At 34.0% G+C, this 17,714-nt stretch carries 18 protein-coding genes; 5 read left to right on the top strand and 13 right to left on the bottom strand.

The window, feature by feature from the left end; genetic code table 11:
* Nucleotides 1–77: 77 nt before the first annotated feature.
* The 6 genes from glmS to murB all read right to left on the bottom strand — a co-directional run bounded on the left by glmS (nucleotide 78) and on the right by murB (nucleotide 8,618).
* Nucleotides 78–1,889: a glutamine--fructose-6-phosphate transaminase (isomerizing) gene (glmS, locus tag FC72_RS09030; RefSeq protein WP_057766973.1), complete on the bottom strand. Its 1,812-nt coding sequence runs from the start codon at nucleotides 1,887–1,889 to the stop codon at nucleotides 78–80.
* A gap of 326 nt (nucleotides 1,890–2,215) precedes the next feature.
* Nucleotides 2,216–3,571, bottom strand: coding sequence for a phosphoglucosamine mutase (gene glmM / locus FC72_RS09035; protein ID WP_057766975.1), 1,356 nt, complete (start codon nucleotides 3,569–3,571; stop codon nucleotides 2,216–2,218).
* 18 nt (nucleotides 3,572–3,589) lie between these two features.
* On the bottom strand, nucleotides 3,590–4,672 hold the full coding sequence (locus tag FC72_RS09040) for a CdaR family protein (RefSeq protein WP_057766977.1): 1,083 nt from the start codon (nucleotides 4,670–4,672) through the stop codon (nucleotides 3,590–3,592).
* Entirely contained in the window at nucleotides 4,653–5,510 is an 858-nt protein-coding gene (gene cdaA, locus FC72_RS09045; RefSeq protein ID WP_057766979.1) for a diadenylate cyclase CdaA, read from the bottom strand. The genes FC72_RS09040 and cdaA overlap by 20 nt, the downstream gene beginning before the upstream one ends.
* 64 nt (nucleotides 5,511–5,574) lie before the next feature.
* Nucleotides 5,575–7,698 carry a cation:proton antiporter gene (locus FC72_RS09050; RefSeq protein WP_057766982.1) on the bottom strand — a complete coding sequence of 708 codons (2,124 nt, stop codon included), beginning with the start codon at nucleotides 7,696–7,698 and terminating at the stop codon, nucleotides 5,575–5,577.
* 17 nt (nucleotides 7,699–7,715) lie between these two features.
* Nucleotides 7,716–8,618, bottom strand: coding sequence for a UDP-N-acetylmuramate dehydrogenase (gene murB, locus FC72_RS09055; RefSeq protein WP_268871665.1), 903 nt, complete (start codon nucleotides 8,616–8,618; stop codon nucleotides 7,716–7,718).
* Nucleotides 8,619–8,731: 113 nt separating this feature from the next.
* Here murB and FC72_RS09060 point away from each other — a divergent pair, with 113 nt between their 5' ends.
* Nucleotides 8,732–9,490: an exodeoxyribonuclease III gene (locus FC72_RS09060; protein ID WP_057766983.1), complete on the top strand. Its 759-nt coding sequence runs from the start codon at nucleotides 8,732–8,734 to the stop codon at nucleotides 9,488–9,490.
* Between the two features lies 1 nt (nucleotide 9,491).
* Nucleotides 9,492–10,025 (top strand): 3'-5' exonuclease, encoded by a 534-nt coding sequence (locus FC72_RS09065; RefSeq protein WP_057766985.1) that lies wholly within the window; start codon nucleotides 9,492–9,494, stop codon nucleotides 10,023–10,025.
* On the opposite strand, the gene FC72_RS09070 is transcribed toward FC72_RS09065, so the two are convergent.
* The 4 genes from FC72_RS09070 to FC72_RS09085 are packed head-to-tail and all read right to left on the bottom strand — an operon-like array spanning nucleotide 10,022 to nucleotide 12,627.
* Nucleotides 10,022–10,486, bottom strand: coding sequence for a GNAT family N-acetyltransferase (locus tag FC72_RS09070; RefSeq protein WP_057766987.1), 465 nt, complete (start codon nucleotides 10,484–10,486; stop codon nucleotides 10,022–10,024). The genes FC72_RS09065 and FC72_RS09070 overlap by 4 nt on opposite strands.
* Entirely contained in the window at nucleotides 10,483–10,944 is a 462-nt protein-coding gene (gene tsaE, locus FC72_RS09075) for a tRNA (adenosine(37)-N6)-threonylcarbamoyltransferase complex ATPase subunit type 1 TsaE (RefSeq protein ID WP_057766989.1), read from the bottom strand. The genes FC72_RS09070 and tsaE overlap by 4 nt, the downstream gene beginning before the upstream one ends.
* Before the next feature lie 19 nt (nucleotides 10,945–10,963).
* The gene (gene pta, locus FC72_RS09080) at nucleotides 10,964–11,932 is read right to left on the bottom strand and encodes a phosphate acetyltransferase (RefSeq protein WP_057766991.1); all 969 of its coding nucleotides are present in this window, start codon (nucleotides 11,930–11,932) and stop codon (nucleotides 10,964–10,966) included.
* Nucleotides 11,932–12,627: a uracil-DNA glycosylase gene (locus FC72_RS09085; RefSeq protein ID WP_057766992.1), complete on the bottom strand. Its 696-nt coding sequence runs from the start codon at nucleotides 12,625–12,627 to the stop codon at nucleotides 11,932–11,934. The genes pta and FC72_RS09085 overlap by 1 nt, the downstream gene beginning before the upstream one ends.
* Nucleotides 12,628–12,710: 83 nt before the next feature.
* Between FC72_RS09085 and FC72_RS09090 the strand changes: the two genes are divergently transcribed.
* Together FC72_RS09090 and FC72_RS09095 are read left to right on the top strand one after the other, a co-directional pair.
* Nucleotides 12,711–13,595, top strand: a complete 885-nt coding sequence (locus FC72_RS09090) for a Cof-type HAD-IIB family hydrolase (protein WP_057766993.1) — start codon at nucleotides 12,711–12,713, stop codon at nucleotides 13,593–13,595.
* Nucleotides 13,595–14,137, top strand: coding sequence for an LURP-one-related/scramblase family protein (locus FC72_RS09095; protein ID WP_057766995.1), 543 nt, complete (start codon nucleotides 13,595–13,597; stop codon nucleotides 14,135–14,137). Before FC72_RS09090 ends, FC72_RS09095 begins: the two co-directional genes overlap by 1 nt.
* 48 nt (nucleotides 14,138–14,185) lie before the next feature.
* Here FC72_RS09095 and FC72_RS09100 read toward each other — a convergent pair whose 3' ends face one another.
* The 3 genes from FC72_RS09100 to FC72_RS09110 form a co-directional block, all read right to left on the bottom strand.
* Nucleotides 14,186–14,755 (bottom strand): GNAT family N-acetyltransferase, encoded by a 570-nt coding sequence (locus FC72_RS09100; protein ID WP_057766997.1) that lies wholly within the window; start codon nucleotides 14,753–14,755, stop codon nucleotides 14,186–14,188.
* A gap of 202 nt (nucleotides 14,756–14,957) precedes the next feature.
* Nucleotides 14,958–15,452 carry a TetR/AcrR family transcriptional regulator gene (locus FC72_RS09105; RefSeq protein ID WP_057766999.1) on the bottom strand — a complete coding sequence of 165 codons (495 nt, stop codon included), beginning with the start codon at nucleotides 15,450–15,452 and terminating at the stop codon, nucleotides 14,958–14,960.
* Between the two features lie 101 nt (nucleotides 15,453–15,553).
* Nucleotides 15,554–16,909, bottom strand: coding sequence for an FAD-dependent oxidoreductase (locus FC72_RS09110; protein WP_057767000.1), 1,356 nt, complete (start codon nucleotides 16,907–16,909; stop codon nucleotides 15,554–15,556).
* 94 nt (nucleotides 16,910–17,003) lie between these two features.
* Between FC72_RS09110 and FC72_RS09115 the strand changes: the two genes are divergently transcribed.
* On the top strand, nucleotides 17,004–17,696 hold the full coding sequence (locus tag FC72_RS09115; protein WP_157051149.1) for an EAL domain-containing protein: 693 nt from the start codon (nucleotides 17,004–17,006) through the stop codon (nucleotides 17,694–17,696).
* Nucleotides 17,697–17,714: the final 18 nt, after the last annotated feature.

Below are 17,714 nucleotides of genomic sequence, written 5' to 3' on the forward strand. Positions count from 1 at the left end.
AACCGAACGTTTCTATACTGGAGCTCTTTTAATGTGGAGTTATGTCACAACCCCTTTAATTTATTTGATAATTTATATTACTCTACAGTAACACTCTTAGCAAGGTTTCTTGGTTGGTCAACATTGTTGCCACGTGCCAAACTTGCATAATAAGCAATCAATTGTGCAGGCACAACACTGACGATTGGTGAAATCATTTCATCAATTTCAGGAACAACCACTTGGTCACCTTTTTCAGCATACTTCTTATTTGAAATAACAAGTACATGAGCACCACGAGCTACAACTTCTTGAATATTACCACGAGTATGTGCAGCACCAATACCATCATTAATGTAAGCAAATACTGGAGTATCTTTTTCAATCAATGAAATTGTACCATGCTTCAATTCACCAGCAGCAAATCCTTCAGAGTGAATGTATGAAATTTCCTTTAACTTCAAAGCAGCTTCAAGTGAAAGTGCATAATCAATACCACGTCCGATATAGAAGGCATCTTTCTTACCTGTCAAATAATCATCAGCAATATCTTTAAACTTATCTTTTTCATCAACAATTGTTTGAATTGCATTAGCAGCAAGAGCTAATTGTTCTTGTAAGTCTAATTCTTTAGCAGCCTTAACACCTTTGAATTCGCCAACTGCTTTAGCAAGAACAGCTTCAACAGCAATATTAGCTGTATATGCCTTTGTTGAAGCAACGGCAATTTCAGGCCCAGCGAGAAGCTCCATTGTATATGTAGCTTCACGTGAAAGCGTTGAGTTTGCAACGTTTGTCATTGTTAAACTGTGATATCCAAGTTCATTAACTTTAACAAGAACTTGTCTACTATCAGCAGTTTCACCACTTTGTGACAAGAAGATAAAGAATGGTTTCTTTGAAAGTTTTGGCATATGGTAACCAAATTCACTGGCAAGTTCAACATCAACTGGAACGTCAGCTAAGTTTTCAAAAATATCTTTACCAACTAAAGCAGCGTGATAACTTGTACCAGCGGCAACAATGTATAGACGATCAGCACTAGCAACATCTTCTAGCATTTTTTGATCAACATTGATCTTCTTACCGTCAAAATAGTTAGATGAGATTTTTCTCATAACAGCTGGTTGTTCATCGATTTCTTTCAACATGAAAGTATCGTAAGTACCCTTTGAAATATCACTAGCATCAAGTTTTACAATATATGGATCTCTTTGAACTGCTTTACCATCTAATGTACTAATAGCTACGCTATCTTTCTTTAAGATAACAACTTCACCATCATGGATTTCAACAAACTTATGTGTACTTTCCAACATAGCCATGGCATCTGAACAAATAACATTAAAGCCATCACCCAAACCAATAAGTAAAGGACTCTTATTCTTAGCTACGAAGATACGATCAGGATTTTCTTTATCAACTAATGCAAAAGCATATGAACCTTCAATTAGTGACAATGCCTTTCTGAAAGCTGCTTCGGTATCCATATTTTCTTTAACAGCAAAATAATCGATCAGTTGAACAGCTACTTCAGTATCAGTTTGACTCTTAAATTCAACATCACTTAAATACTTTTCTTTAAGTTCAGCATAGTTTGTTAAAACACCATTATGAACTAAGTAGAAACGATTATCTGATGAGAAATGAGGATGGGCATTTGCAACTGTTGGTTCACCATGAGTTGCCCAACGAGTATGTCCAATTCCAATTAATCCTTGAACGTCATCTGAAACTTCATTTTCAAGGTCACTTATTTTACCAACTTCTTTTACAAGAAAGTCTTTGCCGTTTTCATTATTTACGTAGATACCGGCTGAATCATATCCACGATATTCAAGTTTTTCAAGTCCGTTTAATAAAATTTTAGTTGTATTTTCATTACCTACAACACCAACAATTCCACACATTGTTTAAAACCTCTCTAAATCGGTATAGTTTTTATATTTTATATTGGTCTAGCCAATTAACATACGTAGACCATTTGGATAACAAAGCCTAGAATACTAATTAACGTGGTTTATGTCAACTACTTTTTAATAATTTATACGTATTTTTAGTAAATGGTATACATAATAGATACCAAAATTGGTATTGGTATAAACCGATTACATTTTCATCATGTGATTTTATTTACTTAAAAGTTATATTTTGTAACTGTTTAAACAATTTTCAATACAAAAAAAGATCAGAACCTACTTAGGCCTGATCTTTTTTGTAAAACAATTTAATGTAACTAATTTAATTCATTCTTAACTACTTCAACGATTTGATCACAGTAATTATTAACTTTTTCTTCAGTTGAAGCTTCACACATAACTCTCAATAGTGCTTGTGTGCCACTAGGACGAACGAGAACTCTTCCGTCACCATCCATCTCATCTTCAACAGTTTTAATGATATCTAAAATTGGTTGATGTTGTTTCCATGAGTTCTTATCTTTTACTGGAATATTAACCAACTTTTGTGGATAAACTTTCACTGGGGCTGCTAATTCTGACAAGCTCTTGCCAGTTTCTTTCATAACATGTAGTAAATGGATACCTGTTAGCATTCCATCACCAGTATTCATATACTCGTATAACACGACATGACCTGATTGCTCTCCACCGATGTTATAACCATTCTCACGGATCTCTTCGACAACGTGACGGTCTCCAACTGCAGTTTGAACATACTTCATGTCATTAGCTTCAATTGCCTTATAAAGGCCTAAATTACTCATTACGGTAGTTACAATAGTATCTTTCTTCAAACGTCCACCATCATGAAGATATTTACCTAAAATGAACATGATCTTATCACCATCAACGATATTTCCTTCTTCGTCAACAGCAATACAACGATCTCCATCTCCATCAAATGCCAAACCGGCAACAGCAGAATCAGATTCCTTAACTTTTTTTGCTAAAGCTTCTGGATGTGTAGATCCAACGCCCTTATTAATATTGATTCCATCTGGATGTGAAGCCATAATATCAAAATCAACATCCAAATCAGCAAACAAAGTACTTGCTAAACGACTTGTTGAGCCATTTGCTGTATCTAAAACAACATTCATGTCACTAAGATCATCTGATAATGTTTGCTTCAAGAATTGAAGATACTTTTGTGCACCCTCTGGATAATCAGATACACTACCTAATCCTTCGGCTGAAGGTCTAGGCAAAGTATCTTCTTTTGCATCTAGTAATTCTTCTATTTCATCTTCAACGTCATCAGGTAATTTATAACCATCTGATCCAAAAAACTTAATTCCGTTATCTTCGGCTGGATTATGTGAAGCTGAAATCATAATACCAGCATCAGCTGAAACAGCTCTTACAAGATAAGCTACAGCAGGAGTTGTAATAACATCCAAATTCAAGACTTCAATACCTACAGAAAGCAATCCTGAAATCAAACTTTCTTGTAGCATTTGTCCAGAAATACGTGTATCTCTTGCTACTAAAACACGTGGATGTCCATTTTCATTTTCAGAATGTTGTGTTAAAACATATCCACCACATCTACCTAATTTAAATGCTAATTCTGGACTTAGTTCTTTATTAGCAATTCCTCTAACTCCATCTGTCCCAAAATATTTTGTCATTTTTGTTACCCCCAACGTTTAATTTCCATCGTTGTTATCATTATTATTTGTTGAACTATTGTCATTACTATTCGAAGTATCAGTATTTGTTGTGTTTGTGCTTGTATTTGTATTATTCGCACTACTGCTATTTGAACTCGATGATGAGCTCTTAACAGTTATTTGCACATCGATAGTATCAGGATCAGTCGAAACGACCTTACTTCCCAAAACATCTTCCAAATTGATTGTCTTCTTAGTATCACTATTGACATCTGAAACATCAATTGGCACGTCAATAGAATCCCCAATAGCGTTAAGCTGATCTTGAGATCCATAAACTTTGATAGACTTAGTAGCCGTGTCAAAGCTATAACTATTATTTGAATTACCATTCTTACTCTTCAGATTTATTGAAACCGTCTTACTAGGAATACTAATTGGAATTTTAACATGAACCGTCTGTGGATCCAAAGTCACACTTAAAGTTTTACCATTTTTATCCAACGCTTGCACTAAAACTTCTTGATCAAATGTCGATTTAATACCTTTTGGTAAAACAGCTTCAACAATTACTCGATCAATTTTTTTAATTTCAGCCGCTGCACCGGTTGCTGTTACTGTGTTTGGAGAAATAGAAACTGATCCAGCTTGATATCCATCTGCCAAATAATTTTTATTAAATTCAGCATTAACCGTAAATGTTTTTGTTTTACGTTTTTGAATATTTACCGTAACGTACTTAGGCTTTACGGTATAAGCTAGTTCATTATTGAGACCTCTTACCTTAACTTGGACTCTGTGTTGTCCTGTATCATATCCTTTTAAGTTCAAAAATACATTAAAATTTTGTGTATTTTTAGTGGCCGTTACTAATGCTGATGGTCCCTCAATAGTTATTTTTACACTTTCAGGATAACCAGTAATGTAATAATCGTTAGTATTTGCTTGTATTTGTAATGGAACAGTCAATGTAGCTTTAGTACTAGCGGTAGCCGTACTAGACTGATTAGAATCTCTAGTCGAGCCAACTCCAGGGGTACTTACCGCTACGAATAACCAAATAGCACAGCAAAGTGAAATAAAAGCATAAAAATAATTACTATTTATTATCTTTTTCATTTTGCTTACCCCTTCCTCGACGAATTGAGAAAACATCGAACAACGAACGGTTACGCTCATCGCTCGAATCAGATAGTTGAGCATGAAGGTACTTTAGATATTCTTCACGAGTAAGATCCAACATCATGTGACCATTTCTGGTAATCATTACTCCACCAGTTTCCTCTGAAACGACAATCGTTATAGCATCAGTAACTTCACTGATACCAACAGCTGCACGATGTCTAGTACCTAGCTCCTTAGGAATTGTATTACTCTCTGATAGAGGTAAATAAGCTGCCGCTACAGAGATCCTATTCTTCCTAACAATAACTGCACCATCATGGAGCGGCGTGTTAGGAATGAAAATATTTATCAACAAAGCACCGGTTACTTCAGCATCAAGATCAATACCAGTTTCGACGTACTCTTCCAAACCAGTATTCATCTCTAAAGTAATCAAAGCACCAATTCTTCTTTTACTCATGTACTGAATTGCTTGATCAAGACTCTCAATTAAATGATTTTTTGTTTTTCCCTCTTCATTACTGGTCGAGCTAAATAAAGGCAAACGCCCTAAATGCTCCAGTCCACGTCTGATCTCAGGTTGGAAAATTATCACGATAACGATAATTCCCCAATTTATCAGTTGATCCATTAAAAACGAGACTGTATGTAAATTTAAGACCCAGCTGATAAGTTTAATCAAAAAGATCACAACGATACCCTTAAGCAGTTGAACTGCTTTGGTACCACGAATCATCGAAAGCACTTTATATAAAACATACCAGACTACCAAAATATCAACTAAATTGGCTAAGTTCTGCCATGTAAGAATATTGCTTGGTATAAAATTCATTATTTTTACCCCTTATTAGCTGAACTAATTATAACAAACAATAAAAATTATACGATTGAAATTTTTATTGAATGTCGACATTAATTACCTCCTCGCTGTAATTAATATTTTGACGTAATTCATTAGCCGTGGATTTGCTTATTCGGCCACGTTCCAACAAGTCCTGAACAAAAGCTCTTTGATAACTCAAAGCCTTAACTTCCAGACTTGCCCGTTCACTATTGAACTCTGGTGTTCGGTGTTTATTCTTTCCTTGAAGTAGATCTAAGCGTTCTTCATAATGGCGCTGGAATACATAAATTAAATTATCAGCAATCTCTTCATGATCAGATAAATCTAATTCATACAATTTATCTAAAGCTCTTTGGGCACCGGCAATCGATACCTTTAAAGCATCCCTATTAAACTGAACGACTTCTTCATGCTTTGTGAATGGAAGGTGAATAATTCTTTTCAAACCTAGGACTGTTCTTCTAAAGTAACCAATAAAGAATTCAATCGTTGGATTATAGCGATGCTTAACGATTTCCTTTTTATACTTAGCAATCTTTTTAACAGCTATATCATATGCATCTTGAGATATTTCATTCTTAGAATATAAGTCTTCAATTGCTTCTAATTCACAGTTAAAACAAATATCCCAAAGTTCAGCATCCTTTTTACCCTTAACTCTTTTTTTACTTATTTGAGCAGGATTATCGGCTTGAACGTTTAAATTATGGATGTTGTATAAATATTCAGCAATAATTGTTGAATAAATTACGTCATTATCTTTAACGTTTTCTTCTTTTAATTTATTAATAGTCTTTTCAAGAACAAGTTTATTTGCTTGATATTGATTTAATTGAACATTTGTAGTCTCTTCTTCGTCGTCTTCATCATCGTCATCGTCTAAATCATCATCATTTAAACTGTTACCACGATATGTAACCGGCTCTGAACTCTTAGTTAAGATTGGTATTAAGAATGTAGCTCCTAACAAACTAAAAATTATTACTGTACTTGCTATAAACAATAGCAAAGTCCTCGAAGGAAAAGCTCCTCCGCCCTTTATAGTCATCGGAATTGACAAAACAGCAACCATTGTAACAGCACCACGAACTCCAGAAATACCTGACATTAAACAATAATCAAATCTTTCCTTTGAAAAAATAACAATTCCTTCATCACTATTTTGAGCCACAGTAGTGTACAAATAACTCCAAATGAATCTAATAACTACTAACATTATCCAAATAATAAAGGACAATCCAATTGCCATGAAGGTATTTATATTTTCATTGTGAACTAATTCTTCCATTGCAAATGGGATCTCGATACCCAAAAGTACAAAGACAATACCATTTAAAATATAGATAACCATATCCCATGTTCTCGACGTAACCAGTCTGATTTCTGGTGAAAAGTCATTAACTCTTCTGTTTGAAGAAATATTCATAATACCAGCGACAACAACCGCTACAACACCTGAAACATGAAATACATCTTCAGCAATATAATAAATTACAAATGGAATAGTTATTTGTATTATTGTGTGCAAGATAGAATCGTCCACACCTTGATTTATCAAATACAATCTCAATCCATTAAATATCCATATAGCAACGGCACCGAAGAAAGCACCGACAAAAGCGATATATAAGAAATCAACGGTTGCATTTTTTAAAGAAAAAACTCCTGTAACAGTTGCGGCGACTCCGTATTTAAAGCAAATCAAACCAGAAGCATCGTTTATCAAACTTTCACCACTGAGTAAATGCATTAACTTATCAGGTATTCTGGCCTTTTTTGCGATAGATTGAACAGCAATCGGGTCTGTTGGTGAAAGAACAGCAACCAAAGTAAAGGCTGTCGCCCATGGCAAAGACGGTATTAGCATCTTTACGATCACTCCACCGACCAAAGTTGAAATAATTACTAAAAATATAGCATTTCCAATAATCGGCCCTTTTAATTTCCAAAGTTCTCTTTTAGGAAATCTATTCCCATCATTAAATAGAATTGGTGCAATAAAAGCTAACATAAACCACTCAGTATCAACAGAAATTTTGACATGCATAAACAATGCTGCAATAACACCTGCTGAAATTTGAATTAAACTTGGTGGAACAGATACAAAATAATGGCTAATAATATTAGCCACAATTAGTAACGAAACAATCAAAATAACTGATTCGAGTACCGCCACGGACATCCCCTACCTTTTTATAATTTTTTATCTTCTCCGATAATTCTTACTTCAGTATGAAGGTCGACATCGAATTTTTCTTTTATAGTTCTTTGTATCAAATGAATTAAATTCATATAATCTGTAGCTGTAGCATGGTTGATATTTACAATAAATCCAGCATGTTTTTTGGAAACTTGAGCGCCACCAATTATCTTACCTTGTAAGCCAGCCTTAATAATCAAAGGACCAGTAAAATGATTTGGTGGACGTCTGAACACACTACCGCATGATGGGTACTCCAATGGTTGCTTAGAACGACGCAATTCATTTACTCGATCCATCTCTGCTTGGATTGCTTCTTTATCACCAGAGTTTAATTTAAAGGTTCCACTGATAACAATACCGCCATTTTCTTGAATAATACTGTGACGATAATAAAAGTCCATCTCATCATGACTAAAAGTCTTTATTTGACCATTTGGTAAAAGCACTTCAGCAGAGTCAAATACATCCTTAATTTCGCCACCATAAGCACCAGCATTCATGAAAACAGCGCCACCAACACTACCTGGAATACCAGCGGCAAACTCAATCCCAGTCAAACCGGCTTTTTGAGCTTCAATGGTTGTATTAATGATAGTTGCACCAGCCTCAGCTGTAACCTCATTATCATGAACAGAAATATTGTGGAAATTAGGCAAAATAATAACGATACCTCGAATACCACCATCTTTAATGATCAAATTGCTGGCATTACCTATGACAGTAATCTCAATATCATTTTCACGAGCCGTATTAACGATTTCTACTAATTCTTCACGCGTCTTAGGGAAAGCTAATACATCCGCATTACCTCCTGTTTTAGTAAAAGTATACTTGCTAAGAGGTTCATCCATTTTAAATTCAATATTAGGTAATTTTTCAACTGGAAACTTCAATATTCATCATCCTTTAATGTTACATAAACTACTCTTAATTTTATCACATACTGCAATTCTTAACGAACTAACTAGCACCATGACAATGTTATAATTATTTGCGAGGTGATACTTTGAAACTTATATCATGGAATGTAAATGGCTTACGAGCCGTTGTAAAAAAAGACTTTATAGAAACTTTCAATACATTAAATGCTGATATTTTCAGTGTACAAGAAACTAAATTGCATCAAGACCAGATTGATCTTGAACTTCCTGGATATCATCAATACTTCTTTGACGCAATCAGAAAGGGTTACTCTGGAACAGCCGTTTTTACAAAAGAAGAACCTATTAATGTGACCTGTGGATTAGGAATAGAAGATTTAGATACCGAAGGACGTACCTTGACCCTAGAGTTTCCAAAATTTTATTTGATCAATAGTTATTCACCCAATTCCCAACAGGAATTAAAGAGATTAGATTTCAAACTTTCATATAATGATGCATTGCATGATTACATGAAAAAGTTGTCAGAAAAAAAGCCGGTTATCTTATGTGGCGACTTAAATGTTGCCCATAAAGAAATCGACTTAAAAAATGACAAGACTAATCATCATAATCCCGGCTTTTCTGATGAAGAACGTCAAAAATTTACTGAATTATTAGATGATGGCTTTGTTGATAGTTTTAGATATCTACATCCTGAAGAAGTTAAATATTCATGGTGGAGTTACCGATTTAATGCACGTAAAAACAACTCAGGTTGGCGTATTGACTATTTTGTTGTATCTGAAAATGGCAAAAATATGATCGATAAGGCCGAAATTTTAAATGATATCTACGGATCGGATCATTGTCCGATCGAATTAGATTTAAACTTGGAGGAATAACATGAACTTTGTTGCAATGGATTTTGAAACTGCAAACGGACATCGAACTAGTGCTTGCTCATTGGCATTAGTTTTGGTTCGTAATAGTCAAATCGTTGACAGTTTTTATACTTTAATAAATCCACTAGAAAATTTTAGTCCTAGAAATATTCAAATTCACCATATTAGACCACAAGATGTTCAAGATGCACCAACTTTTGATAAGATTTGGCCTCATATAAAGCCTCTATTCGATACCTCTCACTTGGTCGTAGCTCATAATGCTAGTTTCGATAACAGCGTATTAAAAAATACTTTGACGAATTTTGGAATCCTACCGCCAAAGTATTTAACAATCGATACTGTAAAAACTAGTCGTAAATTTTATCCAGATCTTCCTAATCACAAATTAGATACGGTCTCCAGAAATTTACAAATTGACCTAGAACATCATCATAATGCGCTAGATGATAGTGTTGCTTGTGCTAAGATCCTGCTAAAAACTGAACAGGATTTTGGTACAGAGCAAATAAAAAGAATGGCCAAATTAACTTAAGCCATTCTCTTCATAATTAAAGTTTTATCTTTTTCTAACTCTGTTTTGAATCCAAACTTTTCATAAAGGTGGATCGCAACAGGGTTATTTTTATACACTTCTAAACTAATTTTCTCAATTGGAGCATGTCTAGCCCAATCAATAGCTTCCTCAGTTAAATAAGAAGCTATATTATTATTCCAAAAATCTTTTTCAACTACGATGCCATATTCTGATTCAGCATCTGATCTTTTTTCTAATCGGCAAAAACCAACAATTGTATCGTCAAAGACTGCAACAAAAATTTCATCGAAGTCAGACTCAGAAATTAGGTCTAGTGAGGTTTCTTCGTCAGTAATACTGACGTTTTCTAAGTCCTTATATTCAATAAAATCACTTTGCTTACTTGCTCGGGCTAAAAATTCTAATAAAAGTTTAGCGTCACTAGCGACAGCTTCTCTAATTGTTAATTGTTCACTCATATCAAATCTCCAAAATCACGATTCTCATATTTTTGTCCATGAAGTTTTATTTCGATTTTTCGATCATCATCTGATAGACGAGATATATTGATCGACATATGTTCATCCGGAACTTCATCTTTTATAAATTGTGGCCACTCCACAATTGTAATTCCATCACCATTGAAATATTCATCAAAGCCTAAGTCCTCATCCGGACTACTCTCTAGTCGATATGCATCCATGTGATAAAGAGGGATTTTTCCATCTTGATATTCTCTAATCAAAGTGAAAGTTGGACTTTTGACATTTTTCTTGATTTCTAAGCCTCTAGCCAATCCTCTTGTTAAAGTTGTTTTACCTACACCTAGGTCTCCGTTCATTAAAATGACATCGCCAACTTTTAAATGTTTGCTTAACTTTTGTCCTAGAGCTTCTGTTTCTTCATAAGAATGTGTTTCTAATTGATATTTGATCATGTTTTACCTCAAAATTTTTTTATAAGGCAAGTGCTGCTGTCAAAATAGCTGTCTTATAGACATCTTCTTCGTTGCATCCACGAGAAAGATCAGAAATTGGTTTGTTCAAACCTTGCAAAATAGGTCCAATAGCTTCAAATCCACCAAATCTTTGAGCAATCTTATAACCAATGTTACCTGATTGTAGTTCTGGGAAAATAAAGACATTTGCATGACCAGCAACTTTTGAACCTGGTGCCTTTTGTGCACCAACACTTGGTACAAATGAAGCATCAAATTGTAACTCACCATCTAGTTCAACTTCTGGATCTAATTTATGAGCAATTTCTGTAGCTTCGGCAACCTTAGTAACTTCGTCACTCTTAGCACTACCTTTAGTTGAGAAACTAAGCATAGCAACTTTAGGGTCAATGTCAAATAATTTAGCTGTTTTAGCTGTTTGTACAGCAATTTCAGCCAATTCTTGTGCATTAGGGTTGATATTGATGGCACAATCACCAAACATATATCTTTCATCACCCTTTTGCATAATGAATGATCCACTGATACGTGATGATCCTGGAGCTGTCTTAACGATTTGTAGTGCTGGACGAACTGTATCACCTGTTGAGTGTACAGAACCTGAAACCATACCATCGGCTTTACCCATATAAACTAGCATTGTTCCAAAGTAGTTATTATCTTTAAGCATTTTTTCTGCTTGTTCTTTAGTATTCTTACCCTTACGACGTTCAACAAATGATTCAACCATAGCATCAAAATCAGCATATGTTTCTGGATCAATAATTGTAATATCTTTAAGATCTGCAGAATATTCACTAGCTACTTTAGCAATTTCGTCTTTTTTACCAATCAAAATTGGTTTTAAAACGCTTTCATTGTGGAGACGCAAAGCAGCTCTTAAGATTCTAGGTTCATTCCCCTCTGGGAAGACAATTGTAAAGTTTTTCCCATCAATTTTGTTCTTTAGACTATCAAATAAATCCATTATTTCTCCTCCATTTCATCGACAACCTCTGGTAATTGCCAATTGATTACCCTTTCATTATAGTGTAAAAGCGCTTCATTTGCTTTAGAAAATGGTCGAGAACCAAAAAAGCCGTAATTTGCGGAGAATGGACTTGGATGTGTAGAGGAAATAATTGTGTTTTTATTTTGGTCGATCAAAGGGATTTTACTCTTTGCAGCGTTACCCCAAAGTATGAATACGACACCGCCACGTTCTGATAAAGCGTGGATCGCGTAATCAGTTAATTTCTCCCAGCCTTTGTTTTTATGAGAATTTGCTTGTCCTCTTCTGACAGTTAAAACAGAGTTTAATAATAAAACTCCTTGTTGAGCCCAAGATTTTAAATAACCATGATTAACTGGCTTATATCCTAAATCACTTTCCAATTCCTTATAAATATTACGTAATGATGGTGGGATCGTTACACCTGGTGCAACGGCAAAACTACAGCCAATGGCCTGATTAGGTTCGTGATATGGATCTTGACCCAAAATGACTACCTTTGTATCAGAAAATGATGTCCACTTGAAAGCCTGATAAATGTTATTCATATTTGGATATATGGTCTGTGTGGTATACTCTTCTTTCAAAAAGTTATGTAACTGATGGTAATATGGCTGATTAAATTGGTCATCTAAAACCTTTTGCCAATCATCATTAATAAAATTTCTCAACTTTACACCTGCTATCTAAATAATATATTTTTACAAAATATGGTAATATGCACATATAAGTACAACAATTTGGAGGGAATCGTATGATTAAGCTAATTGCGTCGGATATGGACGGTACCTTGTTGAACGACAAGATGGAAGTCTCTGATCGTAATCTTCAAGCCATTAAAGATGCACAAGAAAATGGTATTGAATTTTTAATTGCTACCGGTAGAGGAATCGGTGAAGCAAAACCATTTTTAAGAGGAAAAGTTACTCCAGGATACATCACACTTAACGGAGCTGAAGTTTTTGATGATAAGGAAAAATTAGTTTCAAGTAATCCTCTATCAATCGACTCTAAAAATAAAATCACAACTATCCTACGCAACGATAATATTTATTTTGAACTTATCACTAACAAGGGAATATTTTCCGAAAATATCGACCTCCGTATATCTAGTTTAGCCGACTTGCTACTGAAATTAAATCCCGGAACAACTAGAGAAGATGCTTTAATGCAAACTAAGGAAAAAGTTAAAGATGTTCCAATGACTTACGTTGACAGCTTTGATGAAATTATTGCTGATCCTAGCTATGAAATAATGAAGATAATTGCTTATGATCCAGGTGAAGCAAAGGTCTTAGGACCCGTGATGGACAAAATTGACAATCTGTCCGATGTTGTAGTAACATCTTCGGCACCAAATGATATTGAAATAAATAGTATTGATGCACAAAAAGGAATTGCCTTACTGGAATATGCTAAAACACGCGGTATCAAGCAATCCGAAACCATGGCAATCGGTGATAACTTAAATGATGCCTCAATGATAAAATCAGCTGGTACTGGAGTAGCAATGAAAAATGCCATTCCAAGTATTACCGAAATGGCTGATGAATATACCGATACTAATGTAAATGATGGAGTAGCAAAAGCAATTGAGAAGGTAATTGCTGATAATAAAAAAAATATAGGACAAATATAATGGAATTATTTATTCGCAAAGCAGATTTAATGGACGGTAACGTCTTAGTAATTGCAAATCAGAATAAAGAGACTATCTTTATTGCTTCGCGCGACAAGGAGAATCCTTTATTGATTCAATTATTTAATCGATTGAATACCAAAATCGGTGAAATTAAGTTAAAAAATAGTTTCCTAAAAATTTATGCAATTGAAATCAATGGTGAAGAAGTTGCCACAATTAATGCTGTCCCAGTGATAGATATGAAATACGTTCACATTGGTAAAATAAATTGGAATATAACTGGAAATATAATTATGTCCAACTACCACATTACCAAGGGAAGTAAAGAAATTATGCAAGTTCAACCAACCATTTTAAGTTTGGGACATCCCGGATTGGAGCTTGATATAGGTGAAATGGACCACGCTCCGATCTGTACTTTGATTGCAATATTTTTGGATAAATATGTTCGTATTCCAAACTTCAAACCAGATAAAACTCTAAACTTAGGATTCAAGTCTAAAATTAAATTCAATAATTTTAAAAAACTAGAACGCTAAAAATAGCCAGTAGTCCAAGATAGGATTACTGGCTATTTTCTTAATGTTTTATTTTGTAGTTAAATCATATTGCATATGATCATATAAATGACTACCAATATATAATTGGCCTACTTTTTTAAATCCAACTTTTTTATATACATGTTGTGCAGGTGCATTGTCTACATCAACATTCAAACTAAGAATTTTTTCTCCACGTTTACGGATAACTTCAATAAATTCGATTAAGGTTTTTGTACCAATTCCTTGATTTTGGAATTTTGGAGCAACAGCAAATGAATCCAAGTACCATTCTCCAGGCCATGCTTCTTTATCAGTAAATAATGAAGTTTCTTTGATTCCATGCTTTTTCATAATTTTATGTAGTGGTACATCAATGGTATCTTCTAGTTTTTCAGGATAACCAATAGCAATGGCCGCAACTTCCCCATCGATTTCATTTACCAAAATATGATTTAATCCATAACGATAATTTGGCAAGAAAAATCCTTCACGAATAATACTTTCCATTGTTTCGTCGCCATACTCTTTAAAAATATCCATTTCCATCTCATCAAATATCTGGAAAAGAGTTGGTAATATCTGATCTACATCCTCTTCTTTTGCATATCTAAACATTATTTCACCTCGTTAAACATCATACATTATCTTTCCCGATCCCGCAAAAAAAGCATTAACCTGGTAAATTTGGGATCAAGTTAATGCATGAAAAATCGTTCATATTTATTTTGACGAGCTTTGCTCAATTAATATACTAGGCTCATATCAATGTAAATGATATATACACTTTCTGAAAAATGTCGAATTAATTGGCACTATGTCAAGCAAGTCCAACTACTCTAACCAGCTCAATATAATTAAATAACTTTACTAAAATAACTTCCTTTGGTTCTTTCAATCCATTATCTAGCCAATCCATTAGGATAAATAAAAATCCTCCAACTAAATATGAACCTTGCTCCTCATTACAAAGTTCAAACTGTTGAAAGGATTTTTTGAGTAAATTTAAAAAATATGTGCGTCGAATTTTGGTTTTCATTAAATTGTATAGGTTAAGACATAAGATTTTTTCAGTTGAAATAAAATCAACTAATTCATATACTTGTTCATCCATTGACTCCATAACAAGACGTTTAGCCAGTAAGGTTTCAATATAAGAATCAAATACATCATTTAAATCATCAAAATGATAATAAATCGTCCCACGCTTTACTCCCGAAGAACGAATCAAATCAGCCATGGTATATTTATAGACCAATTTTTTAGACAATTGATTTCCTAAAACTTCTAATAAGTAACTTGCAGTTTTATTCAAGAAACTACCTCATGACTTCTTTTAGTAATATCTTACCAAATAGATAGGAAATTTCATATAAATATTTCGTAAAATCCAAACATATATCTAAACTATGCTAATTATGTACGTGAATAGCCATTTTCTTGATCGACCGCTTTTTGACCAGCTAAGTTTAAATAGTCAAAAGTATTATTGAAATTTGGTGAAAATAACATATCCAATAATGCCAACTGATCAATCGTTCCGCCATTTTGAATCAATGCTGAAATGGTATTAGCCGATTGAGATACATCATGTCGACTCATTAACTGTGCTCCTAAAATTTTACGACTATTACGATCATAATTTAAAATAACAGTTACTTTATGTGCATCCGGCATAAAATCAGGACGGTAAGAACCTTCGTATATTACACTAGAAACATTTAGATTTGCTTTTTTGGCATCTTTAATTGTAAGTCCTGTTGTAGCAACGGTTTCATTAAAGACTAGCATACCAGTAGTCGATTGTGTTCCAATTGATCTAACACGACGATCAAAGATATTAATTCCAGCTAAGGTTCCCTGACGGACCGCATGTGATGCCAATGGTGAATATGCATTTGATTTTGTCGGGTTATAATGAACGACCGCCGCATCCCCGGCAGCTAAAACATCAGGATTTGATGTATACATATACTCATCTGTAATGATTGCCCCATTTTCTTCCATATCAACTTGACCTTGAAGTAAATCAGTTTGTGGAATTATGCCAGCACTTATTGCTGCCATATCAACGACATATTCTTCATCTTTTGTTTTAACTAATAATTTTCCATCTTCAGTATCAGAAAATGATTTCACAGCTGCATTGGTAATAACTTTTACACCATTTTCCATCATTTTTTGTTTAACGGCTTTAGAAAGTAGTGGTTCTACATATTTATCTAATAAGTATGGTGATTGCTGAAATAATAAAACTTCATGGCCTGATTTAATATATCCTTCAGCTAGCTCAACACCTACATATCCACCACCAATTACTGCTATTCTACGTTTATCTAATGTAGATCTGCACAAATCTCGTGCTTGATTATAAGTTTTACACAATAAGACTTTTGGATTCTCAATTCCACTAATTGTTGGTATTGCTGTGATTGAACCCGTAGCAACAATTAATTTGTCATATTGTACAGATTCCATTTCTCTGGTATTTAAATCTTGAATCAACATGGAATGTTTTGAGACATCAAGGCTAACGACGTCATGATTCATTTCCATGTCAACACCTTGTTGTTCAAAATCTTCAGGTTCAGCATATAGGGCATCAGAAAGTGTATTAACAGTTCCCTCAATATGTAAATATGTTGCGCAAGACAAATAAGAGATACTGCTTTGACGTTCATATACAGTTATTTTTGCATCAGGATAGTTCTTTAAAATCTCCCTTACAGCGGCTATTCCCGCATGAGTGCACCCAATAACAATAACTTTCATAAAATACCCCTTTCTTTCTGCTTGGTGTTATCATAGTATATTATAGTGTTATATTTAGGTATGTAAATAATTATATTAAATGGAGGAATTGTTATTGGAGTCACTTTATCGTTATTTTGTTCAACCGCAAATAGATACTAATACAAATACAATCATTGGATACGAACTATTAATGAAGGAACTTACAGAGGAAGGTTGGCGTTTGCCTAAGTCATTTTCAGCGATTGATCCACAAATCACTGCTGATCTTCTTATTGAAACAACTAAGGTACTGTCAGACAAAGTTCGTCGCTTATCAGTGAATGTTAGTCGTGAACAATTAATGACCACAACGATTTCCGAGGCAATAATCCAAAGTCAAAAGCAAATTTATCCAACCAAGTTAGTAGTCGAATTAACAGAAGATGAGAGCCCTACTAAATACTCAAATGAAGAAGTAAAAGAAAAATTGAATTATTTTCTTGATAGAGGTATGCAAGTATCTCTTGATGATGTAGGCACTGGAATAAATCACTTCCATAATATAAGTGATTTATTACCAATAGCTTCAGAATTAAAGTTTGCTTTGCAAAACTTCAGTAAAAAGTTTATTGATAAGAGTATGCAACAAAAAATTCATTTTTGGCACGCAATGAGTAAAGAATATGGATTACGTCTTGTCGTAGAAGGCGTTGAGGACAAGGATGATCATAAACTCATCGGCAAACTAGGAGTTAATCTTAAGCAAGGTTATTATTACAGCAAACCTCAACTATTGAAGTTACCAAATGATTGTTGTTTATATTAAATATTAAAAAAATAGCAG

It is taken from the genome of Companilactobacillus tucceti DSM 20183, assembly GCF_001434665.1.
GTDB lineage: Bacteria > Bacillota > Bacilli > Lactobacillales > Lactobacillaceae > Companilactobacillus > Companilactobacillus tucceti.